17 protein-coding genes and 1 pseudogene are annotated in these 26,590 nt (G+C 75.4%); 8 read left to right on the top strand and 10 right to left on the bottom strand.

What is annotated here, in order from left to right:
* Positions 1–512: 512 nt before the first annotated feature.
* A complete protein-coding gene (locus ACYVO2_RS02045; RefSeq protein WP_461005745.1) occupies positions 513–1,082 on the bottom strand; it encodes a MarR family winged helix-turn-helix transcriptional regulator in 570 nt (189 codons plus the stop codon).
* A gap of 117 nt (positions 1,083–1,199) precedes the next feature.
* Here ACYVO2_RS02045 and ACYVO2_RS02040 point away from each other — a divergent pair, with 117 nt between their 5' ends.
* Positions 1,200–2,465: an MFS transporter gene (locus ACYVO2_RS02040; protein WP_461005778.1), complete on the top strand. Its 1,266-nt coding sequence runs from the start codon at positions 1,200–1,202 to the stop codon at positions 2,463–2,465.
* Positions 2,466–2,504: 39 nt separating this feature from the next.
* Here ACYVO2_RS02040 and ACYVO2_RS02035 read toward each other — a convergent pair whose 3' ends face one another.
* Together ACYVO2_RS02035 and ACYVO2_RS02030 are read right to left on the bottom strand one after the other, a co-directional pair.
* Positions 2,505–4,349 (bottom strand): ATP-binding SpoIIE family protein phosphatase, encoded by a 1,845-nt coding sequence (locus ACYVO2_RS02035; RefSeq protein WP_461005744.1) that lies wholly within the window; start codon positions 4,347–4,349, stop codon positions 2,505–2,507.
* Positions 4,350–4,493: 144 nt separating this feature from the next.
* Complete coding sequence (locus ACYVO2_RS02030) at positions 4,494–5,846, bottom strand: NAD(P)/FAD-dependent oxidoreductase (RefSeq protein WP_461005743.1); 1,353 nt, start codon at positions 5,844–5,846, stop codon at positions 4,494–4,496.
* Between the two features lie 358 nt (positions 5,847–6,204).
* Between ACYVO2_RS02030 and ACYVO2_RS02025 the strand changes: the two genes are divergently transcribed.
* Positions 6,205–6,975: a TetR/AcrR family transcriptional regulator gene (locus tag ACYVO2_RS02025; RefSeq protein WP_461005742.1), complete on the top strand. Its 771-nt coding sequence runs from the start codon at positions 6,205–6,207 to the stop codon at positions 6,973–6,975.
* A gap of 105 nt (positions 6,976–7,080) precedes the next feature.
* On the opposite strand, the gene ACYVO2_RS02020 is transcribed toward ACYVO2_RS02025, so the two are convergent.
* The gene (locus ACYVO2_RS02020) at positions 7,081–10,329 is read right to left on the bottom strand and encodes a BTAD domain-containing putative transcriptional regulator (protein WP_461005741.1); all 3,249 of its coding nucleotides are present in this window, start codon (positions 10,327–10,329) and stop codon (positions 7,081–7,083) included.
* Positions 10,330–10,372: 43 nt separating this feature from the next.
* Entirely contained in the window at positions 10,373–12,430 is a 2,058-nt protein-coding gene (locus ACYVO2_RS02015) for an asparagine synthase-related protein (RefSeq protein ID WP_461005740.1), read from the bottom strand.
* Positions 12,431–13,538: 1,108 nt separating this feature from the next.
* On the opposite strand from ACYVO2_RS02015, the gene ACYVO2_RS02010 reads away from it, so the two are divergent.
* The 4 genes from ACYVO2_RS02010 (at position 13,539) to ACYVO2_RS01995 (ending at position 19,053) form a co-directional block, all read left to right on the top strand.
* Positions 13,539–14,933: an MFS transporter gene (locus tag ACYVO2_RS02010; RefSeq protein WP_461005739.1), complete on the top strand. Its 1,395-nt coding sequence runs from the start codon at positions 13,539–13,541 to the stop codon at positions 14,931–14,933.
* 163 nt (positions 14,934–15,096) lie between these two features.
* Positions 15,097–16,314, top strand: coding sequence for an L-2-hydroxyglutarate oxidase (gene lhgO / locus ACYVO2_RS02005; protein WP_461005738.1), 1,218 nt, complete (start codon positions 15,097–15,099; stop codon positions 16,312–16,314).
* A 222-nt stretch (positions 16,315–16,536) separates the two neighbouring features.
* The gene (trmB, locus tag ACYVO2_RS02000; protein WP_461005737.1) at positions 16,537–17,373 is read left to right on the top strand and encodes a tRNA (guanosine(46)-N7)-methyltransferase TrmB; all 837 of its coding nucleotides are present in this window, start codon (positions 16,537–16,539) and stop codon (positions 17,371–17,373) included.
* 309 nt (positions 17,374–17,682) lie between these two features.
* Positions 17,683–19,053 carry a PrsW family intramembrane metalloprotease gene (locus tag ACYVO2_RS01995; protein WP_461005736.1) on the top strand — a complete coding sequence of 457 codons (1,371 nt, stop codon included), beginning with the start codon at positions 17,683–17,685 and terminating at the stop codon, positions 19,051–19,053.
* 66 nt (positions 19,054–19,119) lie between these two features.
* On the opposite strand, the gene ACYVO2_RS01990 is transcribed toward ACYVO2_RS01995, so the two are convergent.
* From ACYVO2_RS01990 to ACYVO2_RS01980, 3 genes are all read right to left on the bottom strand, one after another.
* Complete coding sequence (locus tag ACYVO2_RS01990) at positions 19,120–19,866, bottom strand: DUF2182 domain-containing protein (protein ID WP_461005735.1); 747 nt, start codon at positions 19,864–19,866, stop codon at positions 19,120–19,122.
* 526 nt (positions 19,867–20,392) lie between these two features.
* Positions 20,393–21,079, bottom strand: a complete 687-nt coding sequence (locus ACYVO2_RS01985; protein ID WP_461005734.1) for a DUF1326 domain-containing protein — start codon at positions 21,077–21,079, stop codon at positions 20,393–20,395.
* Positions 21,080–21,169: 90 nt separating this feature from the next.
* Positions 21,170–21,832 carry an HAD family hydrolase gene (locus ACYVO2_RS01980; protein ID WP_461005733.1) on the bottom strand — a complete coding sequence of 221 codons (663 nt, stop codon included), beginning with the start codon at positions 21,830–21,832 and terminating at the stop codon, positions 21,170–21,172.
* A gap of 94 nt (positions 21,833–21,926) precedes the next feature.
* Here ACYVO2_RS01980 and ACYVO2_RS01975 point away from each other — a divergent pair.
* Positions 21,927–23,450 (top strand): annotated as a pseudogene (locus ACYVO2_RS01975) (alpha/beta hydrolase); the annotation flags it as partial.
* Here the strand turns inward: ACYVO2_RS01975 and ACYVO2_RS01970 are convergent.
* Positions 23,435–23,845: a (deoxy)nucleoside triphosphate pyrophosphohydrolase gene (locus ACYVO2_RS01970; RefSeq protein ID WP_461005732.1), complete on the bottom strand. Its 411-nt coding sequence runs from the start codon at positions 23,843–23,845 to the stop codon at positions 23,435–23,437. The pseudogene ACYVO2_RS01975 and the gene ACYVO2_RS01970 overlap by 16 nt on opposite strands.
* Positions 23,846–24,292: 447 nt before the next feature.
* Here ACYVO2_RS01970 and ACYVO2_RS01965 point away from each other — a divergent pair, with 447 nt between their 5' ends.
* The gene (locus ACYVO2_RS01965) at positions 24,293–24,676 is read left to right on the top strand and encodes a very short patch repair endonuclease (RefSeq protein ID WP_461005731.1); all 384 of its coding nucleotides are present in this window, start codon (positions 24,293–24,295) and stop codon (positions 24,674–24,676) included.
* 63 nt (positions 24,677–24,739) lie between these two features.
* Here the strand turns inward: ACYVO2_RS01965 and drmB are convergent, their stop codons facing one another.
* Positions 24,740–26,590, bottom strand: a complete 1,851-nt coding sequence (drmB, locus tag ACYVO2_RS01960) for a DrmB family protein (protein WP_461005730.1) — start codon at positions 26,588–26,590, stop codon at positions 24,740–24,742.

The raw sequence follows: 26,590 nt of genomic DNA, 5'->3' as shown, positions 1-26,590 counted from the left end.
GTCACCGGGAAAACGGCGACCCCCGCCAGCGTCCTGCTGTGATTTTCAAAGGAACCCAACCGACAGGAACCACAGGCCCCTGTCGAGGGGGTATCAACTTCTGGCGTTGATTTTTGGCACGCTGTTGAGTTCTCAAGGAACGGACGCTTCCTTCGAGACCCTTTCACCGGTCTCTCCGGGCGCTTCCCTTCGTTGTGCTCCAGACTCTATCAGAGTCTTTCGCGCTTTGTCTTTCCGGGCGGTTGGCCGCCCGTTCCGACGAGTGAAACTTTAGCGGATCCTCGCCGCCCGGTTCAAATCGAGCCGGGATTCGCCGCTCATTCCGGAATTCAGGCACGGGAAAGCAAGCAGGTGCGCGACGGCGTCGTGCATCTGCTGGGTTCCAGCGAATGAATCTCGGAATGGTTGTCCGGGGACCGGCCGCGGAGACGCCGCGTCCGTTGCTCACGCCGAGACAACTCGAAGAACAGTACGCATCGCCGGGGGGCAAGTCAAGTGTCCAGGTGGGGCGGCTAGTCGAGGTCGCTGAGGCGGCCGCCGGCGTCCGGCTGGTCGGCCTCCACCCGGACCAGCATCCGGGTGAGCATGGCCGCGAGGGTGCCGCGCTCCTCGTTGGTGAGGTCCTGGACGACGTCGGCCTCGAAGACGGCGGCCATGCGCATCGCCTCCAGCCACTTGCCGCGGCCCTCGGCGGTCAGCTCGATGTTCACGCGCACGCGGTTGTTCTCGTCCCGGGCGCGGGTGACCAGGCCGTCGGCGACCATCCGGTCGACGCGGTGGGTCATGGCGGCGGGGGTGAGGCCCAGGCGCTTGGCGAGGTCGCCGGGGCCGAGGCGGTAGGGCCTGCCGACGAGGACCAGGGCCTTGAGGACCTCCCACTCGGCGTTGGTGATGCCGAGGGCGGTGAGCTGGCGGCCGTAGGCCACGTTCATGCGGCGGTTCAGGCGGGAGAGGGCGGAGACGATCGTCTCCACCTGGGGGTCCACCTCGGGGAACTCGCGCTGGTAGATGGCGACCTGCTCGTCGATGTCGGGCTCGGCCGGCACCACCGGACCTGTCGGGTCGGCGGAGGGTGAGGTCATGGGCGCGAGTATGCCACGGGACTCGTTCGAGCTTAAGTCTACGGGCGTGTAGAGTTTAGAGGTGAAGTTTAGGTCTGAAGTGTTTAGCTCTGTGGGAAGAGGTGGGGAGTGATCCGGCTGGAGGGGGCGCTGCGCCGTGTGCAGGTCGGCAACGCGCTGGGGGCGTTCGGCAACGGGTTCACCGTGCCGTTCCTGTTCGTCTACGTCTCCGATGTGCGGGGCATCGGGGCCGGCACCGCGGGGGCGGTGTTCTCGGCGGTGGCCGTCTCCGCGCTGGCGGTGCTGCCGTTCGTGGGGCGGGCCATCGACCGGCGGGGGCCGCGTCCGGTGCTGCTCGCGGGGGCGGTGGCGGCGGCGCTCGGCGCGTTCGGGTTCGGCATGGCGACGACCGCGCCGCTGGTGCTGCTCGCCGCCGTGCTGATCGGCGCCGGGATGGCGGTGATCCAGCCCGCGCTGGCCACGCTGATCGTGTGGTGCTCCACCAGCGCGACCCGCTCGCGGGCGTTCGCCACGCAGTTCTTCCTCAACAACCTGGGGCTCGGCGTCGGCGGGCTGCTGGGCGGGCTGATCGTGGACACCTCGCGGCCGGAGACGTTCACCCTGCTGTTCTCGATCGACGCGGCGATGTTCCTGGTGCTGGGCGCGGTCGCGGGGACGGTGCGGCTGCCGGGCGGGGCCCGGCTGAGCGGGCCCGCCCCCTCGGCCTCGCCCGGCGGGGGCTGGCGGGCGCTGGCCGGGGACCGGGCCATGGTGTGGGTGTGCGTGCTGGGCGCGGTGCTGTTCTTCACCTGCTACGGGCAGTTCGAGTCGGGGCTCGCGGCGTTCGCCACCGAGGTCACCCGGATCTCGCCGGCGATGCTGGGCGTGGCGCTGGCCGCGAACACCGCCGCGATCGTGGTGGCGCAGTTCCTGGTGCTGCGGCCGGTGGAGCGGGCCAGGCGCAGCCGGGTGATCGCCGCCGTCGGGGCCGTGTGGGCCGTGGCGTGGGTGCTGGCCGGGGTCTCCGGGCTGCTGCACGAGCGGCGCGAGGTGGCGACGCTGGCGCTGATCAGCACATACGCGCTGTTCGGGATCGGCGAGGCGCTGCTGTCGCCGACGCTGGGGCCGCTGGTCGCCGAGCTGGCGCCCGCCTCGATGCTGGGCCAGTACAACGCGGCGTTCGCGCTGGTGAAGCAACTGGCGCTGGCGGTGGGGCCCGCGGTGGGCGGGGCGCTGGCGGGTGCCGCGCTGTTCGGCCCCTACATCGTCGGGCTGGTGGGGTGCTCGGTGCTGGTGACGGTGCTCGGGCTCGGGCTCGCGCGGCGGCTCACGGCGCGGCAGGACAACGCGGCGCCGGTGGAGCCGGTGGACGTGGCCGCCGGGCGGGTGGCGGCCGCGGTGTGAGGGAGCGGCCCCGCCCCCGGGGAGGTGGGGCCGCCCGGCTCAGCGCTGGGGCAGGGCGAACTCGCACCAGACGGCCTTGCCGCCGTCCGGGGTGCGGCGGCAGCCCCAGTTCGAGGCGATGGTCGCCACGATGGAGATGCCGCGGCCCTTCTCGTCGGCCGGTTCCGCGCGGACCCGGCGGGGCAGGTGCTCGTCCCCGTCGGTGACCTCGATGATCAGCCGGCGGTCGGTGCGGCGCAGGCGCAGCCGCATCGGCGGGGTGCCGTGCTGGAGGGAGTTGGCGACCAGTTCGCTGGCGGCCAGGACGCCCAGGTCGCGCAGCTCGTCGGTGAACCGCCAGCTCGCCAGCACGCCGGAGGCGAAGGCGCGGGCGCGCGGGGCGGCCTCGACTCCGCCCAGCAGGTCGAGGGAGGCGTTGCGGAACAGCTCGGCGTCGGCGCCCTCGCGGGCGGGCAACTGGAGGACGAGCACCGCCACGTCGTCGTCGTGGTCGGCGCTGATGCCCAGCGCCCGCAGCAGGCGGTTGCAGATGACCTGGGGCGGCCCGGTGGCGCCGGCGAGCGCGTCGGTGAGGGCGCCGAGTCCGTCGTCCAGGTCCTGGCCGCGGCGCTCGACCAGGCCGTCGGTGTAGAGGACGGCGGTGGCGCCGGGGCCGAGGGCGATGGATCCCGAGGTGTGCTGCCAGCCGCCGGTGCCCAGGGGCGGGCCGGACTCCTCCAGGCCGCGGCGCGCCGTGCCGTCGGCGTCGCGGATGAGGACGGGCAGGTGCCCGGCGGAGGCGTAGACCAGGCGGGACTCGTTCGGGTCGTGGACGGCGTAGACGCAGGTGGCGATCTGGTTGGGGTCGATCTCGGCGGCGAGGCCGTCCAGCAGTTGCAGGACCTCGTGCGGCGGCAGGTCGAGGCGGGCGTAGGCGCGGACGGCGGTGCGCAACTGGCCCATGACGGCGGCGGCGCGCACCCCGCGGCCCATGACGTCGCCGATGACCAGGGCGGTGCGGCCGCCGCCGAGGGTGATGACGTCGTACCAGTCGCCGCCGACCGCGGTGTCGGCGCCGCCGGGCTGGTAGATGGCGGCGACGCGCAGGTCGTCGGGCTGCTCGAGCTCCTCCGGGAGCAGGCTGCGCTGGAGGGTGACGGCGGCCTCGCGGTGGCGGCGCTCGCTCTCCCGCAGCCGGTCGGCGGCCTGCACCTGGTCGGTGACGTCGGCTCCGAAGACCAGGACGCCGCGGACGTCGGCGGCGCGGCCCCCGGCGGGGCCCCGGCGGCGCAGCAGGCCGCGGCGGGCGGGCGGCTCGGCAGGCGGCTCGGCGGGCTCGGGCTCGGGCGCGTCGCCGTCGAGGGGGACGGGCGGCAGGGGGACGTCGGCGAGGGCGTCACCGGGGTGCTGGCCGGGGCGGATCGGGGTGCAGACGAAGGTGAAGTAGCCGTGGCGCGGCTCGGCCCCCTCCCGGTCGGGGCGCCTGCCGGGCTGGTCGGCGCCGGGGCCGCGGGGCGCGGCGTAGGTGACGCGGCGGGCCTTGACCGTGCGGGGCCTGCCGCTTCGGTAGACCTGGTCCATCAGCGGGAGCAGGCCGAGCTCCGCCAGCTCGGGGAGGGCGTCGCGGGCCGGGGCGCCGGTGCCGCGGGGGCCGAAGACCTCGGCGTACGCCCCGTTGACGTAGCCGACGCGGTGGGCGGGGCCGTAGGTGACCGCGATGAGGGCCGGGACCTGGCCCAGTACGTCGTGGACGGAGACGCCGTCGGCGGGGTGCGGCCCGCGGGCGCCCTGCTCGCCCCGGGCCGCCGGCACGCCGGACGGTGCCGTTCGCTGGTCGGTGCGGGACGCCGCGGCGCCGCGGCGCTGTGTTCCGGGGAGCCGGGCGCTCCAACGCGTGAGGTTCAAACGTCCGATTCCTCGCGATTGTCACTCTGTGCAGGTACGGGTGCGCGCATGGTCACGTACTCAGTGTGGCCGATCGCTCCGACACCCGGCACAACTGGGGTGTCGCGGGCGGGTCGGCCCGGCGGGGGTCGGTGTGGGGACGGTTCAGGGGGTCGAAGGGTTGTTCGGCGGTGGGGTGGGGGTGCCGCCCGCGGCGGTCTCGAACTCGGCGCGGGGGTGCTCCAGCGAGCCCAGCGACACGATCTCCCGCTTGAAGAGCCCGGCCAGGGTCCACTCGGCCAGGATGCGCGCCTTGCGGTTCCAGGTGGGCACCCGGCTCAGGTGGTACGTCCGGTGGGTGAACCAGGCCGGCCAGCCGGTGAACTTGCGGCCGTAGATGTGCGCCACGCCCTTGTGCAGGCCGAGAGTGGCCACCGAGCCCGCGTAGGAGTGACGGTACTCCCTGGGCGCCTCGCCGCGCAGACGGGCGATGACGTTGTCGCCCAGGACCCGCGCCTGGCGCACGGCGTGCTGCGCGTTGGGGGCGCAGAGCTCGCCGGGTCTGGTGAGGTCGGGCACGGCGGCGGCGTCGCCCGCGCCCCAGGCGTCCTCGACGCCCTCGACCTGGAGGGTGGCGGTGGATCTGAGCCGTCCGCGCCCGTCCAGCGGCAGCCCGGTGGCGGCGAGCACCGGGTGGGCCTTGACGCCCGCGGTCCACACCAGGGTGCGGCTGGTGAGGCGGTCGCCGTCGTCGAGGGCGACGACGCGGTTCTCGCAGGACGTCAGGCGGGTCTCCAGCCGCACGTCGACGCCGCGCCGCCGCAGCTCGCTGAGGGCGTAGCGGCCCATCTCGGTGCCCACCTCGGGCAGGATGCGGTCGCTGGCCTCGACCAGTACCCAGCGCATGTCCTCAGGGGAGACGTTGTGGTAGTACCGGGAGGCGTAGCGGGCCATGTCCTCCAGCTCGCCGAGGGCCTCCACGCCGGCGAAGCCGCCGCCGACGAAGACGAAGGTGAGCGCCGCGTCGCGCACGTCCGCGTCCCGGGTGGAGGAGGCGATGTCCATCTGCTCGAGCACGTGGTTGCGCAGCCCGATGGCCTCCTCGACCGTCTTGAAGCCGATGCCGTGCTCGGCGAGCCCGGGGACGGGCAGGGTGCGCGAGACGGAGCCGGGCGCGAGCACCAGCACGTCGTAGGGCACCTCCACGGGCCCCGAGCCGTCCTCCTCGCTGGCGAGCGTGGAGACGGTGGCCACCCGCCCGGCGTGGTCCACCCCGCGCACCTCGCCGATGATCAGCTCGCACCGGGGCAGGACGCGACGCAGGGGCACCACGACGTGCCGCGGGGAGATGGCCCCGGCGGCCGCCTCGGGGAGGAACGGCTGGTAGGTCATGTAGGGCTGCGGTTCGACCACCACGATGTGCGCCTCGCCGCGCCTGAGCTTCCGCTGGAGGCGCAACGCGGTGTACATCCCGACGTAGCCGCCGCCGACGACGAGGATGCGTGCGGGTTGTTCCACTGTTCCATGACGCCCTGCCAGACAGACGTTTGTCTACAGGTCTCGCGGAACTGCGGTCGGCGGCGGTGGCCGGCCCGGGGCGCTCCGGGCGGCGGAGCGGCAGGTCACGGGCGTGGTGGCGGCCGTGGCTGCGGTGCCGGGGCGGGCCCGTGTGGGTGTAGTCCGTTCGGGGGGCGTGGCGGAGCGCGCGGCCGTGGTGCCTGATTTCCCGCGCGCCCTTTGGGCACGTATATGCCCCGCCCTCTTCTTTCTCGTCCAGTGCTGAACTATGTTCGTACCCCGGTCGGTGGCGCGCCAAGAGCCCATCGACATACGGGGTGGGGAGTCTCCGGGGGGAGACTGCATTTTCGGGGGCAGTATGCGAATTTCGGACCCTCAATGGCAGACAGCAGTGGTGGCAGCTGCTTCGGTCGCGGGTGGCGGACAGGGGAGCGGGCGCGCGACGCCCCTCCGGGTGGATGCCCAACGCAATCTGGAGCACGTTCTGCGTGCCGCTAGAGAGGTCTTCGGCGAGCTGGGCTACGGCGCGCCGATGGAAGATGTGGCGCGAAGGGCGAGGGTCGGTGTGGGCACCGTCTACCGGCGCTTTCCCAGCAAGGACGTACTGGTACGGCGGATAGCCGAGGAGGAGACGGCGCGGCTGACCGAGCAGGCCCGCGCCGCGCTGGTGCAGGAGGAGGACCCGTGGGCGGCGCTCACGCGGTTCCTCAGGTACGCGGTGGGCTCGGGCGCGGGCAGGTTGCTGCCCCCGCAGGTGCTGCGTGCCGGTTCCGCGGGCGAGGTGGCGGCGGGTCCGCCGGCCTCCGCGGCCGCGGGGCTGATGCCGCAGCAGCGGCAGGACTCGCCCGGTGAGGTGCCGCAGGCGCCGCCCGAGCCGTCCTGCGGCGCGGCCGAGCTGCTCGACGTGGTCGGGCAGATGGTGGAGCGGGCCCGCGGTCAGGGCCTGCTGCGGCCGGACGTGACCGTCGCGGACGTCCTGCTGGTCATCGCGACGGCGGCGCCCTCGCTTCCGGACGCGGCGCAGCAGGCCGCGGCGTCGGCGCGGGTGCTGGAGATCCTGCTCGACGGGCTGCGGGCGCGGACGCACCGGGCGGACTCCGGTCCGCTGCTGGCGCAGTCGGTGACGTAGCGCGGCGAGCCGGGCGGTGAGCCCTCCCCCGGTCGGTGGCGCCACGGCGCCGCCGGCCGGGGGTTCGCCGTGCCGTCGGGCGGGTGCGCGGCGCCGGACGGCCGGTCAGGCGGCGTCGAGGGCGGCCAGGTCCCGTTCGGCCAGGGCGAGCGCCTCCCGCCGGTCCAGTGCCGCGCCCTCCGCGAGCGCCCGCTCCAGGGCGTCGCGGCCCAGCGCGGCCTCGGCGGCGGCCCGCACCGCTTCGGCGTCCCTGGCCTCGGGGGCCGGTCTGGGCAGCCCGGCGCGCAGCGCCGTCGCCGCGCCCAGCAGGCGGGCGCCGGTGCCGGGGCGGCCGGACGCGGCGCACGCCAGCGCCGCCCACTCCAGCACCGCGGCGTACAGGCGCTCGTCGCAGCGCTTGCGCTGGGCGACGCGCAGGCCCGCGCAGCACTCGGCCAAGCCCCGCGCCGGGTCGCCCTCGGCCACCCGGATCCGGCCCGACAGGCCGTGCGCGGCCACGTGGAAGATCGGTGGCGGGGTGCCGCGGCCCAGGTCCCGGCGGGCGGCGTCGGCGAGCCGCCGGGCCAGGGCGGTCTCGCCCCGGTACAGCGCCACACAGGCGCGCACCTGGCGGGCGTAGTTGCGCGGGTCCCAGGCCCCGCACCGCTCGGCGTACCCCTCGGCGAGCAGCGCGGTCTTCTCCGCGGCCGCCACGTCCCCGCGGCGCAGCGCCACGTCGGCGAGCCGGGCGGTGAGCAGGGCCCGCTCCTGGGCGGCGCCCAGCCGCTCGGCGATGCCGACGGCCTCCGTCAGGCTCTCCGCGGCCGCCGCCCAGTTCCCGCGCGCCGCGTCGATGTCGGCGCGCGCCCCGAGCAACTGGGCCCGGGACCACAGGTCGCCGACGCCTTCCAGCAGCGCCTCGGCCTCCGCCAGGTCGCGGGCGCCGCGCTCCAGGCCGCCGTGCCCGTCGGTGAGGATGGCGCACCGGAACATCACCGCCATGGCCAGCTCCCAGCGGCCGCCGTGGCGGCGGCAGTTGGCGACCAGGCGGTCCAGGGCCGCGATGTCGAAGCGCTCGGCGAGGAAGAACCCGGTGAACGGCCACACCAGGCCGGGCATCCGGGCGGACTGCGGGCCTGGCCGGTCGTAGGCCGCGACCAGGGTGCGGGCCAGCGCGCGCAGGGACAGGCCGGCGCGCTCCGCCTCGGTGGGCGCCTCCATGGCGGTGAACAGCAGGAACAGCCAGGCGTCCAGGCGCGGCCAGTACAGCGGGGCGTCCGGTTCCGCGGGCGGTGGGCCGGGGGCGTCCCGCGCGGCGGACAGGGCGGTGGTCTCCAGCAGCCAGGCCACGGCCTCGTCCCGGTAGCCGCGCAGCGTCCAGAACCACGCCATGCCGTTCACCAGCGTCAGCGCCGCCTCCTCGGCGCGGGCGTCCAGGCAGCGGCGCAGGGCCGCGCGCACGTTGTCGTGCTCCGCCTCCAGGCGGGCGATCCAGCGCAACTGGCCGGGGCCGCGCAGTCGCGGGTCGGCGGTGCGCACCAGGTCGAGGACGTGGGCGGTGTGGCGGCGCGCGGTGCGCTCGGCGTCGGCGCGGTCCTCGGCGGCGCGCTCGGCGGCGTAGCTGTGGATGGTCTCCAGCATCCGGTAGCGGACGCCGTCCTCGGGCACCTCGCGGGGCTGCTCGGCGACGAGCAGGGACTTGTCGACGAGCGCGCCGAGCAGGTCCAGGACGTCCGCGCGGTCGATGTCCTCGCCCGCGCAGACGGCCTCGGCCGCGGCGAGGTGGCAGCCGCCGGAGAAGACGGACAGGCGGCGAAGCAGGGTGCGCTCGGGCGCGGTGAGCAGGTCCCAGCTCCAGTCCACCACGGCGCGCAGGGTCTGCTGGCGGGGCAGGGCGGTGCGGTGGCCGCCGGTGAGCAGGCGGAACCGGTCGTCGAGGCGGTCGGCGATCTGGCGCGGGGTCAGCACCCGCAGCCGGGCCGCGGCGAGCTCGATGGCCAGCGGCAGGCCGTCCAGGCGGCGGCAGATCTCGGCGACGGCCGCCGTGTCCCGCTCGGGGTCGTGCGCGGGGCGCGCGGCGCGGGCGCGCTCGGTGAACAGGCGCCGCGCCGTGGCCTGGGGCAGCGGCTCGACAGGGCGCACGGCCTCGCCCGGCACGCCCAGGGGTTCGCGGCTGGTGGCCAGGACGGTGACGCCGGGGCAGGCGGCCAGCAGCGTCTCCACCAGGCGGGCGGCGGCCGCGACCAGGTGCTCGCAGTTGTCCACGACCAGCAGCAGGCGGCGGTTGGCGCAGTGCTCGACCAGGCGGGCGGTGGTGTCGGCGGCCTCGGCGGGGCGGGGCTCGCGCGGCGAGGAGGTGTACAGGGCGGTGGAGCGGCCGCCGAGGGCGCTCAGGACGGCGCCGGGCACGGCGGCCGGGTGGTCGAGGGGGGCCAGCTCGGCGATCCAGGCGCCGTCGGGAAAGCGTTCCGCGGCGGCGCGGGCGGCCTCCTCCGCGAGGCGGGTCTTGCCGGAGCCGCCGGCCCCGGTGAGGGTGACCAGGCGGGTGTGCGGGAGGTCGTCGGCGAGGGCGGCCAGTTCGGTTTCGCGGCCGACGAAGCTGGTCAGGCGGGCCCTGAGGTTGCCGGCGCGGGGGCGGGGCGGGTCGGGCGGCGAGGCGGTGGCGAGCAGGTCGCGGTGCAGGGCGCGCAGGTCCGGGCCGGGGTCGGCGCCGAGGCGCTCGGCGAGGGTGCGGCGGGCGTCCTCGTAGGCGGCCAGGGCGTCGGCGCCGCGGCCGCAGGCGTGCAGGGCGCGGATCAGCAGGGCACGCAGCGGCTCGTGCAGGGGGTGCTCGGCGACCAGCTCCTCCAGTCGGGGCAGCGCCTCGGTGTGCCGGCCCAGGGCCAGGGCTGCCTCGGCGCGGCGGTGCAGGGCGGTCAGGCGCAGCGCGTCGGGGCGGGCGGCGGCGCGGGCGCGGTCCGGGAGGTCGGCGAGGGCGGGGCCGCGCCACAGCTCGAGCGCCTCGTCGAGCAGCCGCAGCGCCGCGGCGGGGTCGCCGCCGGCCAGGGCGCGGCCGCCGTCGCGGGTGAGCCGCTCGAAGGCGTACAGGTCGACGTCGTCCGGCCGGGCGTGCAGCCGGTAGCCGCCGGGGTCCGCGGTGAGGGCGTCGGCGCCGAGGGCGCGGCGCAGCCGGGAGACCAGGGCCTGGAGGGCGCCGGCCGGGTCCCGCGGCGGGTCGTCGCCCCAGATGTCGTCGACGAGGGTGTCCGCGGGGACGGCGCGGCCGGGGCGCAGGGCGAGCGCGGTGAGCAGGGCGCGCAGGCGGGCGCCGCCGAGGGGGACGGCCGTGCCGTCGGCGGCGCGGGCCTGGGCCGCCCCGAGGATCAGATACCGCACCGGTCCATTGTGGGCGAGGCGGCGCGGCGGGGTGCGGGGGCGCTCACAGGGGTTGGCGGCGCACTCCCGCGACGGCGCGCTGCCTGGGGGCGTCGGCGCCGGTCCAGCAGGAGCCGCGGCGGGCCAGCAGGCGCTCCAGCCACACCTCGGTGGCGACGATCTGCGCGAGGCCGTCCAGCGGCAGCGGGGCGCCGTTCGCCGCCTGGGTGAGGGCGTCGCGCACGACGTGGGACTCGATCAGGCCCGCGTCGGCGAGCAGGGGCCGCTGGAACATGTCCATCAGGCCGTCCACGGCGGTGCGCAGGCCCGCGCGCTGGGCGGTGGCGGTGGAGGCGTGGTTGGTCGCGCCCCAGCCGTCGGGCAGCTCGCGTATGCCGGAGCCGGCGAGGACGGCGCGCAGGACGGCGGCGCGGGCGCCGGGCTGTACCCGCAGCGGCTCGGGCAGGTCGGCGCAGGCCCGCACCACCTGGTTGTCGAGGAACGGCGCGTGCAGCCGCTGGCCCTGGACCTCGGCGGCCTGCTCGAAGACGCGGTGGTCGGCGGCCTGCCGGTGCAGGGCGGCGCGGGCGCGGCGGGCGCCGGGGCGCTCGACCGGGCCGGGGCCGCGGGCCGCCTCGGACAGCCGCCCCGACACCTCCGCCAGGGCCTCGCCGGTGAGCCAGCGGGCGGCGGGCCCGGGGCGGCACCAACTGAGCGCCTCCAGGGACGCCTCCAGGGCGGGCCCGATCTCGCGGGGCTCGGCGAAGCCGCGTTCCAGCAGCCGCCGCGCGGCCTCGCGCACGCCGTCCTGGTAGGGGGTGCGGGCCAGGCGCCGGGCGGCGCGGTACACGGAGAACGGTATGAGGGCGGAGCGGGCCGAGCCGCCGTCGGCGCGGGCCAGCGCGGCGGCCGGGCGCAGCATGGAGCGGCGGCGCCGGTCGAGCAGCAGGTCGGCGAGGCGGGCCGGGTGGGCGTCGAGGACCTGCCGGGCGCCGTATCCGACGAGGTGGTCGGTGCCGCCCGCGGCCAGGCGGCGGCGGACGCGGCCGGTGATGACGAGGCACGGGCCCGGCTCGTCGGTGAGGGGCCCGTGGTCGAGGTCGGCGTACGGCAGCGCCTCGGCGCCGCCGGGCACCACGATGTGCCGCAGTCTGGGGTCGGCCGCCATGCGCCGGGCGCGCTCCAGTTCGGCCTCGCGGTCCTGGACGGCGCCGGTGGACATGTCGTTGAAGGTGACGGCGAGCAGCCGCTCGCCCGCGGCGGACAGCGCGCCGGGTATGCCGGGGGCGCCGGGCAGTCCCGCGGCGAGCAGGGCGAGCGTCGCGGAGGCGCTGCCGCCGGAGAGGTCGGCGCCGATGCCCGGGGTGGGGCCGAGGTCGGCCATGGGCACCGAGCGGGGGGCGCTGAGGCGGGCGCGCACCGACTCCACCAGGGCGTCCCTGATCGCCTCGACGGCCTCGTCGACCGAGCGCGGGGTGGAGCCGCCCGCGAGGGAGGCGGCGGGCTCGTACCCGGCGATCTGCGGCGCGCCCTCGCGCAGCACCAGGGCGCGGCCGGGGGGGACGCGGCGCACCCCGACGTACGGGGTGCCGTCCAGCAGGGCCTCGGGCGAGTCGGGGCAGGCAAGGAGGGCGGCGAGGTAGGTGACGTCGAGCCCGGCCTCGACCAGGTCCGCGAGCGGCAGGGCCGCCGTGGCGTACGCCGTCCCGCCCGACCACGGGGTGTGGAACACCGGGCGTGCGCCAGCCAGGTCGCCGAGGACGGTGATCCGGCGGCCCTGCTGGACGACGGCGGTGTAGCTGCCCGGCCAGGTGGTGAGATGCCGCAGCGCACCGCCCCTGGCGGTGTGCAGGCCGAGGCGGAGTTCGGAGTCGGTGGCGCGGCAGCGGCCGAGAATCGCAAGGCGTACGGGGGCGACCCGGCTCGCCTTGCGCGCGCCGTTGTGCGCCGGCTTGTGGGGTTCCGCCTCGATCACCCGGATCTCGTCGGGCCGCCAGTCCCCCACGGCCCACAGGGGGTCGGGCCCGTCCCACAGCAACTGCGCGCCGACCGGGCGGACCGAGTGGCCGGGGACCGGACCGAGGCTCGGGGCGGCCCCGCTCCACCCCACCAACCACCGCATGCCGCCTCCACAGGCCGTGGACAACCGGAGCCCGACCTGCCCGGACCGCCGGTGACGTCTTCGAACATGGTGCCAGAGGGCGGGCGCAAAGGGCGGTAGTTGGGCCGTGTGGTGGCACATGCCAAGTGGAGGACCGGCCTTCGAACGGGCCGTCCCCTGCGCGGCCCGGGGTCGTGCTCGCGGGCCGGCGAGCCTGCGCGGCCGGGTGGGGCCGCGCGGGGTGTCGATCGTGTGCGCTCCTTCGCGGAGGCGCGTCTTCCCGCTGGTGGAGAGGGACTTGACGGCCCGTGGGCCGCGTCCCGCCCGCTTCCGGCGGCGGTTGCGGGGGCCGGGCGCGCCGGGGTGCCGCCGCCCGGTGGCGCGCCGGTGCCGCGGCTCGCCGCCGCGCGGAGCGCCGCTCGACTCCGGCTCGGCCGGAGCCGGGCCGCCCGGCGTGGCGCCCGCCCGCCCGCGGGACGGCGGCGCACGGACCGCGTCCCCCGGGCGACTTCCTGGCAGAACTGTCTTGGCGCGGCGGTGAATTCGCGCCATCGTTGTCAAGGGACATGCCCGGCTTTTCAGGAGCGCAGCCGGGCGGGCCACAGTCCGGGGAGCGTCCGCACGCCCCCCGGACCGGTCCCGCCGCCCGCGGGGATTGTGACGGCGGTGTCCCCCGGCCCGCCGCGCCGCCCGCCAGGCGCGGACCTCACGGCAGGCCGACCCACGCGTACAGGGAAGCGCTCCCCGACGGGCCACGGCAGAGCGCACACACGGGCGCACGAGCACATGACGGGAGCACGCGCATGCGGCCAGCCTCGCCACGAGGCATGAGATCTCGCCATACGGAACACTGGCTCTTAACGGTCGGGATGTGGCGAACTACGCTGGGTGGAACCCGAGCACGGTTTTTCCCGGCACCCCGGTTCCGCGCTCTCGAGGACACCGGCCGCGCGGACCCGCGGCCGGCAGGGCGGGGCCGTCACGGGGCCGGGGCCAGCCGGGATGGCGGCATGGGCGCCGAGGGGGTGGCTGGGCAGATGGCTGGGCAGGGTGGATCCGCGTGCCACCGCCGCGGCTCGTTCACGTGCGCTGCCGGTGCTCGGCGCCGGAAGCGGTTCGAGGAGTCGTCATGAACAAAGGCGCGCGTGGGCCGAACGAGAAACTCGGGGCCATGCTGGCCCTGGCCGGAATCAGCAACGCCGGGCTCGCCCGCCGGGTCAACGACCTTGGCGCGCAAAGAGGCTTGACACTCCGCTACGACAAGACGTCGGTGGCCCGCTGGGTCACCAAGGGCATGATCCCGCAGGGCGCCGCCCCCCACCTGATCGCGGCGGCCATCGGCGCCAAGCTCGGCCGTCCCGTCCCGCTGCACGAGATCGGCCTGGCGGACGCCGACCCGGCGCCCGAGGTGGGCCTGGAGTTCCCGCGCGGCGTCGGGGAGGCGGTGCGCAGCGCCACCGACCTGTGGCGGCTGGACCTGGCCGGGCGGCGCGACTTCCTGGCGGGCTCGTTCGCGGTGACCGCGTACGCCATCCCGGCCTCCCGCTGGCTGATCAGCCCGGCCGACGGCTCCGTGGCCCGCCGCGGCGCGGACCAGGCCTCCCGGCGCGTGGGCCACAGCGACGTGCGCAAGCTGCGGGAGGCCGCCGAGGACGCGCGGCGCTGGGACAGCAAGTACGGCGGCGGCGACTGGCGTTCGGGCATGGTGCCCGAGTGCCTGCGGGTCGAGGCGGCGCCGCTGCTGCTCGGCTCGTACAGCGACGAGGTGGGGCGCTCGCTGTTCGGCGCCACCGCGGAGCTGACCCGGCTGGCCGGCTGGATGGCGTTCGACACCGGGCAGCAGGAGGCGGCGCAGCGGTACTACATCCAGGCGCTGCGGCTGTCGCGGGCGGCGGCCGACGTGCCGCTCGGCGGGTACGTGCTGGCGTCGATGAGCCTCCAGGCGACCTACCGGGGCTTCGCCGACGAGGGCATCGACCTGGCGCAGGCCGCGATCGAGCGCAACCGGGGCCTGGCCACCTCGCGGACCATGAGCTTCTTCCACCTGGTGGAGGCGCGGGCGCACGCCAAGGCCGGGGACGCGGCGGCCTGCGGCACGGCGATAGGCCGGGCCGAGACCCACCTGGAGCGCTCCCGCTCCGGCGACCAGGACCCGTCCTGGCTGGCGTTCTACTCCTACGACCGGCTCGCCGCCGACGCGGCCGAGTGCTACCGGGACCTGCGGATGCCCACGCAGGTGCGGCGGTTCACCGAGAAGGCGCTGGCCAACCCGACGGAGGAGTTCCGCCGCTCGCACGGCCTGCGCCTGGTGGTGTCCGCGGTGGCCGAACTGGAGTCCGGCAACCTGGACGCGGCCTGCGCGGTCGGCACCCGGGCGCTGGAGGTGGCGGGCCGGATCAGCTCCGCGCGCACCCAGGAGTACGTCCGCGACCTGCTGCACCGCCTGGAGCCGTACAGCAACGAGCCGCGGGTGATGGAGCTGCGGGAGCGGGCCAGGCCGCTGCTCGTGGCGGCGCCCGCCTGAGGGTTCCTCCCGCCCGCCCGGGTCCGCCGCCCGGGACCGCCTCCCCTCCCGGCACCGGGCCGGGGCCCGCCCGGCGCCGGGCGGGCCCCGGCCCGATGTCGGTGGTGGGCGTCAGGATGGGTAGGGAGAGTGCCGGGGGACGGGCGAGAAGTGGGGTGAGCCGGTGGGGTACGGCTACGACGTGCTGGTGGTCGGCGGCGGCATCGTCGGCCTGGCGACGGCCCATGCGATCACCAGGGCCGCGCCCGGCACCTCCGTCGCCGTGCTGGAGAAGGAGGACGCGCCCGCGCTCCACCAGACGGGGCGGAACAGCGGGGTGATCCACAGCGGGATCTACTACCGCCCCGGCTCGTTCAAGGCCCGGTTCGCGGTGCGGGGCGCGGCCCGGATGGTGGAGTTCTGCGCCGAGCACAACATCCCGCACCAGGTCACGGGCAAGCTGATCGTGGCCACCGAGCGGGCCGAGCTGCCCCGGCTGCACGCCCTGGTGCAGCGCGGCCGGGAGAACGGGATCCCGGTGCGGGAGCTGGGGCCCGCGCAGATCGCCGAGTACGAGCCGCATGTGCGTGGGCTCGCCGCGATCCACGTCGGCACCACGGGGATCTGCGACTTCGCGGCCGTCGCCCGGACGTTGGCCGCGCTCGCCGAGCTGGGCGGGGCCGAGCTGCGGTACGGGACGGAGGTGCGGGAGATCGCCCGCCTGGGGCAGGGCGTGGTGGTGCAGACGACCGCGGGCGAGCTGCGCGGGCGGGTGCTGGTGAACTGCGCGGGGCTGCACTGCGACCGGGTGGCGCGGATGGCGGGGGACGAGCCGGGGATGCGGGTGGTGCCGTTCCGCGGGGAGTACTGGGAGCTGGCCGAGCACGCCCGCCACCTGGTGCGGGGCCTGGTGTACCCGGTACCGGACCCGGCGTTCCCCTTCCTCGGGGTGCACCTGACCAGGGACGTGCACGGCGGGGTGCACGCCGGGCCGAACGCGGTGCCCGCGCTGTCCCGGGAGGGCTACACCCGGCTGCGGGCGAGTCCGCGGGACGTGGCCGACCTGCTGGCGTTCCCCGGGGCGTGGCGGATCGCCCGCCGGCACTGGCGGCACGAGGTGGGCGAGCTGCGCCGCTCGGTGTCGAAGCGGGCGTTCGTGGACGAGGTGCGGCGGCTGCTGCCCGAGGTGGGCCCGAATGACCTGGTGGCGGCGCCGGCCGGGGTGCGGGCGCAGGGGGTGCTGCCGGACGGCACGCTGGTGGACGACTTCCTGTTCGCGGGCTCGGGTCCGTTCGTGCACGTGCTGAACGCGCCGTCGCCCGCCGCCACGGCGTCGCTGCCCATCGGGGAGGAGGTGGCCCGCCGGGCGCTGGCCGCGCTGGCGGAGGCGCGGGTGGCTTGAGGGGGTGCTTTGCGGGGGTGGGTGTGTGACCTGGGGGGCGGTTGTGTGAGGTGAGGGGGCTGCGGTGACGGGGGGATTCGAACGGCGGGTACGGGTGCCGTGGTCGGAAGACCGGGGGCCGTGGGACGGAGGGCGTGGAGGCGGGGTCGTGAGGGCGGGGGTCCCGGGCGGGGCCGGGACGCCGGGAGCGGGCGGGGAGGGCCACCGTAAAATTGCCGCATCGTGACTTACTCCCCCGCACCCGAGTGCCCCTCCGCCCCCCAGCAGAGCCCCGCGACCGCGGAGGGCTCGGTTCCGGCCACCCCGGAGCGGCCCGCCGCCGGCGCCCCGGCCGTATCCGCGGGGCCCGGGCTGCCCGCGGAGCCCGCGGCCGGTCCCGGCGGGCTCGTCCCCGAGCAGCGGATCCGCAGCTTCCACCCGCGCCGGGGCCGGATCACCACCGCGCAGGCGGACGCGCGGGAGCGGCTGTGGCCGGTGTACGGGCTGGAGGCCGACGGGCGCCCGCTGGACCTGGGGGCGCTGTTCGGCGACCCGGGGCTCCCCGTGGTGCTGGAGATCGGCTTCGGCATGGGCGAGGCGACGGCGGCCATGGCGCAGGCGGACCCCGGGACGGGCATCCTGGGCTGCGACGTGCACACACCCGGGCAGGGCAACCTGCTGCACCTGGTGGAGAAGGCGGGCCTGCGCAACGTCCGGGTGGTGAACGGGGACGCCGTGGTGCTGCTGCGGGACATGCTGGCGCCGGGCCGGCTGGCGGGGCTGCGGGTGTTCTTCCCCGACCCGTGGCCGAAGAAGCGGCACCACAAGCGGCGCCTGATCCAGCCGGAGTTCGTGCGCCTGGCCGTCTCCCGGCTCGCTCCGGGCGCGGTGGTGCACTGCGCCACGGACTGGGAGCCGTACGCGGAGCAGATGCTCCAGGTGCTCGGCGCCGAGCCCGCGCTGCGGAACCTGCACGCCGATTACGCGCCCCGGCCCGCGTCCCGGCCGCTGACCAAGTTCGAGCGCCAGGGGTTGCGCAAGGGCCACGTGGTGCGCGACCTGCTGTTCGAGCGCCGCTGAACCGATCGGGACCGCGGCGGGCGGCCCGCGCCGGCCGCCGGCACGTTGTCCCGTACTCCCCGCGCCCGTGCCTCCGTTCCCCCTAAGGTCTTTGACGTGAACCCGCAACCGCTGGCACCGGACGAGGACGACGGTGGCGGGCAGCAGGGCCCGCCAGCGTCGCCGGAGGCCCGGCCGCCCGGCGGGGCGTCACCGACGTTTCCCCGGCCTCTGGCGTCACAGGAGACGCGCACGGCACTCCCGGGCCCGTCCGCCCCGGCCCCGGCGGCCCGCCCCCGCCGCTTCCGCCGGCCGGGTCCGGCGCTGCGCATGGGCGCGGTGACGGCCGTGCTCGCGCTGTGCGGCGTCGCCATCCTGGCGCTGGTGCAGCGGTCGGTGGGCACCGAGGGCTTTCTCGCCGGGATCGCGCTGTCGGTGCTGCCGGTGCCGCTGCTGGTGGGCGCGTTCCTGTGGGTGGACCGGGTGGAGCCGGAGCCTCGCCGCAACCTGCTGTTCGCGTTCGGCTGGGGCTCGTGCGCGGCCACCCTGATAGCCATCTTCGCCAACGGGTGGCTGACCGACTGGCTGGTCACCGTCAACCCCGGCGACTCCGAGACGCTGAGCCTGACGGTGGTGGCCCCCGTGGTGGAGGAGATCACCAAGGGGGTGGCGATCTGGCTGCTGTTCCTGTTCCGGCGGCAGGACTTCGACGGGATCGTGGACGGGGTGGTCATAGCCGGGCTCACGGCGACCGGCTTCGCGTTCACCGAGAACATCCTCTACCTGGGGACGGCGTTCGGCGAGGACATGGCGTTCGGCAACGAGACGCTGGGCGGCGCCACCGTCACCACGTTCTTCATGCGGGTGATCGTCTCCCCGTTCGCGCACCCCCTGTTCACCTGCATGACCGGCCTCGGGTTCGCGCTGGCGTCGCGCTCGCGCTCGCCGTGGCCGCGGCGGCTCGCCCCGGTCGGCGGGCTGCTGACCGCGATGCTGCTGCACGGGGTGTGGAACGGCTCGTCGGTGCTGGGCACCACCGGCTTCGTGCTCGTCTACGGCATGTTCATGGTGCCGGTGTTCGGGCTGATGGTGTGGCTGGCGGTGTGGTCCCGCAACAACGAGCTGAAGACGGTGGGGCGGCAGTTGCCGGTGTACGCCGCGGCGGGCTGGATATCCGCGGCCGAGCCGGCGGCCCTGGCCTCGATGAAGGGCCGCAAACTGGCCTGCGACCTGGCCCGGGCGGCGGGCGGCGAGGCCGCGGCGCGGGTGATGCGCGAGTACCTGGGCTTCGCGACGTCGCTGGCGTTCCTGCGGGCGCGGGCGGAGCGGCGCGGCACGTCGGCGGACTTCGGCGCCCGGGAGCGGGCGCTGCTCGACCAGTTGTGGCACCGCAGGGCGGCCGTGCAGCCCGCGCTGGCGCAGGCGGCGTTCACCGTCACCCGCCCGATACCCCCGCCGCCCGGGTGGGGCCCGCAGCCGGGGTGGGAGGCGCGGCACCCCCGGCCCGTCGCGCCCGGGTACGCCCACGGGGCCGGGTACGGGCACCCGGCCCACGGCTGGGCGCCCCCGGTCCAGGGCTGGGCGGCGCCCGCGCACCCCCCGCCGTGGCCCGCGCCCCCGGCCGGCCCGCTGCCCCACCCCCGCCCCGCGTGGGGCGGGCCCGCGGCGCGCGGCGGGGAACGGGGCGGGCGTCACCGCTGAGACGTCACCGCTAAGACACCACCGCCGAAACGCAACCGCTGAGACGCCACCGCCGAGGCGCCCCGTTCACGGCCCGCGCAGCCCCGTCATCTCCATGTCGTCAGGCGGCTCGGGCTCCGCCAGTCCGGGCAGCAGCCACTCGTGGAACGGCGCGAGCCCCGCCAGCACCAGGAACGCCACCCCCGTCACCCTGGCCACAACAGGCCCGTGCCGCCACAGCTTCTCCAGGAAGACGACCGCCGCGAGCCCCGCCATGGCGGCCACGTTCATCACCCCCAGCGGGACCAGCAGCACCATCAGCGCCCAGCAGCAGCCGACGCAGTACGCCCCGTGGTGCAGCCCCACCCGCGGATCCCGCGCCCGGGGCCGGAAGGCGGCGTACCGCAGCAGGTGCGTCATCGGCGACCGGCAGTGGCGCAGGCAGACGTTCTTCAGCGGGCCGAGCTGGTGCAGCCCGGCCAGCGCGAACACCGTGACGGCGATCCACCTCCCGGCGCCCGGGTGCTCGTCGACGAGTCCGCCGGTCAGGGCCAGCGCCGCGTAGGCGAGCAGCCCGAACGCCGTCCAGGCCAGCAGATAGCCGCCCAGGAATCCGGCGGTCCGCCCCGCCCGCGCGGCCCCGCGGGAGGTCCGTCTGATCGACCCGGCCCAGGTCACGGCCACGGGCGCCACCGAGGGCAGCATCATCGCCGCCGTCATCGTCACCCACAGCGCCAGGAACGGCGGCAGCCCGAGGCCCATCGTGCCGGGCCCGCCGCCCATGTCCCCCGCCTGCCGGGCCGTGGCCACCCAGGCGAGGGCGGCCAGCGCCACGGCGAGCGGCCAGCCCAGGACCAGGTCGCGGCGGAGCTCCCCGCCGCCGGTCCTGTGGTACGACGGCGCCCGGCCCCGCTCGGGTCCGCCGGCGGCCGTGGGTGCCCTCGGCCGCGTCCGCGGGGACGGCGGAACCGCCCTGGTCCGGCCGCCCCGCCGCGCTCCCGCGCCACGCCTGGCGGGTACGGCCGGCCCCGGGCGGTGACCGTGAACGCTCCACGTCATGGCTGCTCCCGTGCACGGCGGGCGCGAGCCCCGGGTCCTGGGGCGGGCGACGGGGCCCGCGGCGGGGGACGGGTGGGCGCGCGCGGCCGGAGGGGGAGCGCGGCGATGCGCCCCGGGCGCGGCCCGACCCGCCACACCCGGACACCGCCGCCCCCGCGCATGCCGGTGGCCGCGTCCCCCGCCCGCGCCGCGCGCGCCACCCCTCGTCCTTTTTGCTGCGGTTTTCGACGCTATGCCGCCAACTCCGGCCTGTAAAGACCCATCAGGGCCCGCCCTCGCGGCGGCGCCCGGCGGGCGCGGCTCACTCTCCGTCCGGCCCGCTCCAGTCGAACGGGAAGTGCTTGCTCGACCTGCCGCTGCGGTCCCAGGCGAACCCGAACGCGTCCGCGCGGTTCAGCGCCGCCCGCCCCCAGGTGGCGACCTGCCCGGGGCCGACCTCCGAGCCGGGCGCGTCGTGCACGCGCACCCGCGCGCCCCGCCGGGTGGTGGGGCCGGTCAGCGCCTCCACCCTGGCGGTGACGCGCCCCGGGATCTCCACGCTCCAGCTCTCCAGGTCCGCGCCGACCTCCACCGTGATCGGGGCCGTCTCCACCCCGCGCATCCGCGCCCCGAACATCTCGCCGAACCGCTGCGGCCAGCCGCCCGCCGCGCCGCCGAAGACCGCGCCCAGCGCGGCCCGCTGGGCGTCGTCGGCGCGCGCGTCCAGGAAGACGGCCGCGTACGCGTCGGAGTGCTCGCCCGCCCAGACGTTCCCGGTGAACGACGCGAGCATGACGACGTTCAGCCCGTCGAGCCGGACGTCTCCGTAGTGCCCCTCGCGGATGTGCCACACCAGCACGCCGTCGCAGTCACCCTCCGTCGGGGGCTGCGCGAACGTGCAGGGGCAGGGTATGGCGCACTTGCAGGCGTCGAACCAGTCGCCGACCAGGTGCCAGGGCGGAACGCGGGGCTGCTCCGCCGTCCCGGTGGCCTCGGTGACCTCGGTCATTCCTCTCGCCCTCCCTCGGCTCGCGGAAGTGGCGAGGTCGGCCCCGGGCCCGGCCTCGAACCCGAGGCGGCCTCCTCTCCACCCTGCGCCTCACCCGGTGCCGAAGGGAACCCCCCGATTCACCGCGGCCACCCAGCCCGGCAGCTCGGCGAGCCCGCTGAGGCACACGTCCGCGCCCCCGTCGTCCGCCGCGTTCACGAACGCCCACGGTCCCCGCCGCACCAGCGCCGTGCGCAGCCCGGCCGCCCTGGCCGGGACGACGTCCCGCTCCACCCGGTCCCCCACGTACAGGATCTCGCCGGCCGCGCAGGGCGCCTCCTCCACCACGCGGGCGAAGAACGCCGGATCCGGCTTGGACACCCCCCACTGCCCGCTGACGCCGACGAGGTCCACCGGCAGCCCGAAGGACGCCAGCTCACCGGCGGCCCACGGCGGCTGGTTGCCCGCGATCCCCACCCACAGCCCGGCCGCGCGCAGCGCCGCGAGGCACTCCCGCGCGTCCGGGTACAGGTCCCGCGCCTCGATCCGGTACCGCACCCCGGCCTCGGCCCGCCGCTGCTCCTCCACCGCCAGGTCGAACCCCGGCCGGAAGACCTCGAACGCCTGCTCGTAGCCCTGCCCGCGCGCGAGCGCCGCCCCGAACACCGCGGAGAAGGTGTGCCGGGGCACGCCGAGCCAGTCGGCCCAGGCCCCGAAGATCTCCGTCTCGTCGACGAGCGTCTCGCCCACGTCGAACACCACCGCTTCGATCATGCGTTCACCGTACGGATCGCTCGGGTCACCCTCACCCCATTTCCACCGGCTGTCCCGATGGCTCCGCGACCTCGCAGCTCCGTACGTTCGCCGCATGCCCACCACGACCCGTACGGCCGGCCTCGCCCTGGCCGCGTCCGCCCTCCTGCCCGCCCTGCTCGCCGCCCCCGCCGTCGCGGCCCCCACCCCGGGCGGGCACCTCACCTGGCGGCCCTGCCCCGCCGCCACCCACCCGGAGCTGCACGCCGCGGGCGCCCGGTGCACCCGGGTCACCGTCCCCCTGGACCACGCGGACCCCGGAGGCCGCACCATCCGGATCGCCGTCTCCCGCATCCCGGCGCAGGACCCCGCCCGCCGCCGCGGCATCCTGCTGGCCAACCCCGGCGGCCCGGGCGGGCCCGGCCTCGACCACCCCGGGACGCTGCGCCCCGCCCTCGGGGACGTCGCCGACCGCTACGACCTGATCGGCTTCGACCCGCGCTTCGTCGGCGAGAGCACCCCCGTGACCTGCGCCCCCGCGGGCACGCCCGCGCCGGTGCCGCCGACCACCACCCCGAGGGAGAGCTTCGAGCGCACCGTGGCCTCCGCCCGGGACACCGCCCGGCGCTGCTTCGGCCACGCGGACAACGCGTCCCTGCTGCCCCACGCCTCCACCCGCGACGTGGCCCGCGACATGGACGCGATCCGGGCCGCGCTGGGCGAGCGGAAGCTGTCGTACTACGGCGTGTCGTACGGCGCGGACCTGGGCGCCGTCTACACCCAGCTCTTCCCCCACCGCGCCGACCGCTTCGTCCTGGACAGCTCCACCGACCCGTCGGCCACCCAGTACGAGCTGTTCCGGCAGGCCGGACCGCACGCCGAGGCGGGCCTCGACGAGTGGGCGGCGTGGACCGCGCGGCACGCGGGGACGTACCGGCTCGGCACCACCGCCCGCCAGGTCCGCGAGGCCGTCGAACGCCTCGCCCGCCGCACCGACCACCGCCCCATCCGCCTCGGCGGGTACACGATCGACCGGACGGCCCTCACCCTCGTCCTGCGCCAGTTGGTCCAGCACGAGGAGAACGACGACGCCCTGGCCCGGGCCGTCCGCAACCTCACCGACGCGGCGGCCGGCGAACCCGTCCGGCCCGAACCCGAACTGGACGGCTTCCTCGCCCTGCTCCACTCCCCCGACGCCGACCGGTTCTTCGCCGTCCCGGCCTTCACCATGTGCGCCGACGGCGGCTGGCCCGCGGGCGGCTGGCCGGCCGACCCCGAGACCTACTGGCGCGCCATCCGGGCCGACCGCCGCACCCAGCCCGTCTTCGGCCCCCTCGCCGCCGCCATCTCCCCCTGCCCGTTCTGGCCGGCGCCCCCTCGGGAGCCCGGCACCGCCATCGGCAACGACGTCCCGCTGCTGATGCTCCAGGCACTCCGCGACAACAACACCCCGCACCCCGGCGGCCTGGCCCTCCACCACCGCCTGACCGGCTCCCGCCTGATCACCGCCGACATCCGCTCCCACGGCGTGTACGCCCGCGCCCTGGACGGCCACCGCCCGGTCCCGTGCGCCGACGAGGCGGTGAACCGGTGGCTGCGGGACGGGGTGCTGCCGGTGGGGGACTACACCGTTGGGGCTGCGTCTCCGAGCAGCGGGGCGACCTCGTCCAGCACGACGCGGTCCTGCGGGAGCCAGTCGACGTCGTCCAGTTCGTCCACCGCGAGCCACCGCAGTGCATCATGATCCTGAAGCGGGCGGGGCTCCCCGTCGGCCAGCTCCGCGACCCAGAATCGCAGCACCAGCCCTGCCCGCAGCACCGACTCCCCTCCGAGCCGCTTCCCCACCCTGACCCCGACCCCCAGTTCCTCCCGCAACTCCCTGGCCAGGGCGTCCTCCGGCCGCTCCCCGGGCTCCACCTTCCCGCCGGGAAACTCCCACCGCCCGGCCGTCTCGGGCGGCGCACTGCGCCGCGCGGCGAGCAGCCGCCCGTTCCTGATCACAGCACCACCCACGACGACCTGCGGCTCCGGCATGGCACCCACCCTAACCGGCCGGTCCGTTTGGCGTGCTGCCCACCGAGGTCGTCCCGGCCGCCGACGGTGAGCCGATCAGCCTGAACCTGGGCATGGCGGCCGTGGGGCCGCCCGGGTCGGACACTTTTCGCTGCCGGTGACGAAACCGTCTCTGCGACGTCTGTTGCATGCCCACCTCGGGGAAATCGTCGGGCTCGGTACACCGATATCCCGCGGTCAGCGAGCAGGCAGCATCTGCCGATCGGGACAAGCCCGAAAGCTCCGTCTTCGAAGGGCATCGGACGTCGTCCTGTCCACCGGTCGGTCCCGGTTTGCCCACGGCCGCGCCGCCGGCAGGTGCTGTACCTCGACTTCGGGAGTGATCACCGCAACTGGCAATGCCACCCGGTGGGCATCGAGAATGGCGCCGTGGAGCCATTGGACACAACACCCAAAGTGCGTGCTCGCATGAGCCGGCAGAAGTCTCGGGACACACAGGTGGAGCTTGCCTTGCGAAGCGCGCTTCACGCGGCCGGGCTGCGTTATCGGGTTCATCGGCGTCCGGTGAAGGGGGTGAGGCGCGAGGCCGACATCGTCTTCACGTCGGCTCGGGTCGCGGTCTTCGTGGACGGGTGCTTCTGGCACGGCTGCCCGGAGCACGCAACGTGGCCGCAGAACAATGCTGCGTTCTGGCGGACCAAGATCGAAGGCAATCGGACGCGGGATCGCGACACCGACGCCCGTTTCGCCGAGGCCGGATGGCTCGCCGTGCGGGTGTGGGAACACGAAGCGGTCGAGGCCGCCGCTGTTCGGATACGCGAGATCGTGGAGAGTCGGCGGGCAAAGAGATGACCAACCGCCTGAATACGGCGGTGGGCGAATCGTGTGCCTGATCCACACCACCGCCGTATCCGATCAAAGCACGAAGTATCCCGGCACCGCTCCCGTGGGGCTTCCGACGAGAAGAGCCCGGTCAAGGAAACAGTTGTTCCACTCGCAACTGGTCTCCGGGAGGAGGACGCAAGCGTGGCAGGCGGCCAGATTCACGCTGTCGACACCGCGGGCCTCGGATTCCGCGCACAGGGGGTCGTTCGAGCACCACGATGCACGAAGCAGCGCGGAGCGAAGTGTGTGGGCCAGGCGCTCGGGCTCTCCTTGGGCCACGATGCCGCCGAGGCTGCCCGCCGAGTCGCTGGTCGCCGTGTAGATCAGGACGCCCGCCATGTCGTCACCCGCGTAGAGGCGCTCCCTCAATGCCGCCGCCGGGTAGCCACCGTCCAGACTCCACTCATTGATCAGGACGTGGGCCAAGGCGTGGAGCAACAGGAACCGGGGGGAGACCGGGGAGGTCAACGGCGGGCCGTTGCGGGCCGCGTCCGTCTCGGTGCGCTCGCGGAGCAGTCGGAGGTGGTTGTTGCGGATGCGTTCGCTGCGTGCGATCACCTCCGGCCGGGACTCCCAGCCGCGCAACCTGTCCTCGTCGAGCCGGAGAAAGACCCCTTCGCCGATGACCTCGATCGCCGGCAGCCAGTCGATGTCGGGGGACGAAGTCAGGGCGGCGCGGCGCTTCTTCGAGTCGGCCTCCGTCGGCAGGGCTCCTCTGGAGAAGGAGGCGAGGGCGCGAACCTCGCGTAGCCGCTTCACCAGCATGCTGCTCCGGACACCGAGCTCTCGGACAGGGGTGAGGTCTCCGGCGGGTTCCTCGCAGACGAAGGGCTGCCATTCGGAGGTGTACTCCTCCGGATGTTCGCGCGTGAGGCTCGTGTACTCCTCGCGGCGAAGGGAGCTGTGTGTCCGGATCTCGGGAACGTCCTCCTCGGTTCGGGTGTCCGACTCCTCCACGGCACGGGCGAGCGCGATCACCTCGGCGACGGAGGCACCGAGGGTCTTCAGGTCCCTCGCCGGTCCGGGTTGACGTTGGAAGAACCAGCGAATGGTCTCCTCCGAGGCCCCGATGAGCCGGTGTTTCTCGAGCAGTTTGTGCAATCCTTCGCCCCAGGGCGGGATCGACAGGGCACTGGCCATGATCGGGTGCCAGGCGGAGGAAGAGCCTCGCTGCATCGCACGAGGATGTTGGGTGCAGGTCTCGTTGGGAGCGTTCTTCAACCAAGGACGGCGCCCTTCACAGCGGATGCCGAGGTTCCTGAGTGCCGTCGGCCGGAAGGCCCCCTCCATGGAGACCTCCGGAACGCCACAGCCACAGCTCACGATGACGGAGCGGAGCGACGCCGTGTTGCCGCTGGTCCGCAGCGACAGCTCCCCTCCACAGGGGCCGGAGGGACGGTCCTTGCCACGGTGGACCCACTTCCAGTAGGGGAAGTCATCGATATGACCGTTGTCGCATACGAGAACAAAGCGCGATGGGATGAGATCTTCTTCGCACTCCAGGCAACGGGCCTTGCCCGAGAGGGAGTTGAACTTGAAGAAAGGACGCAGAGCCTTGCAACCCGGGCACGAGTAGTACTCGGGGAAGCGTCGGACGCGCACGCCGTCGGTACCCCGGTCCGGGTCCGGAGCCGGTGGCGTCCGAAAGGACTTGACCCCCAGGAGGTGAGCGAGCCGCCGCTCGTGAATCTCGGACGCCTCACTGATGTCCCAGGAATCGAGGTCGGCGACCATGAACGACTCGTTGTCGACGGCGATCATGGCACCGACGCCGTAGGTGGTGACGAGCTGCGAACGACGCACCGCGCCGAGCTTGCGGGGGCGCGGCCGGATGGGAGCGCCGGCACCTCGGCGACGGCGCGGTGGCGGGGGAGGTGTCAT

It is taken from the genome of Streptomyces capparidis (genome assembly GCF_054782095.1).
This window is presented reverse-complemented; position numbering and strand designations above follow the sequence as displayed.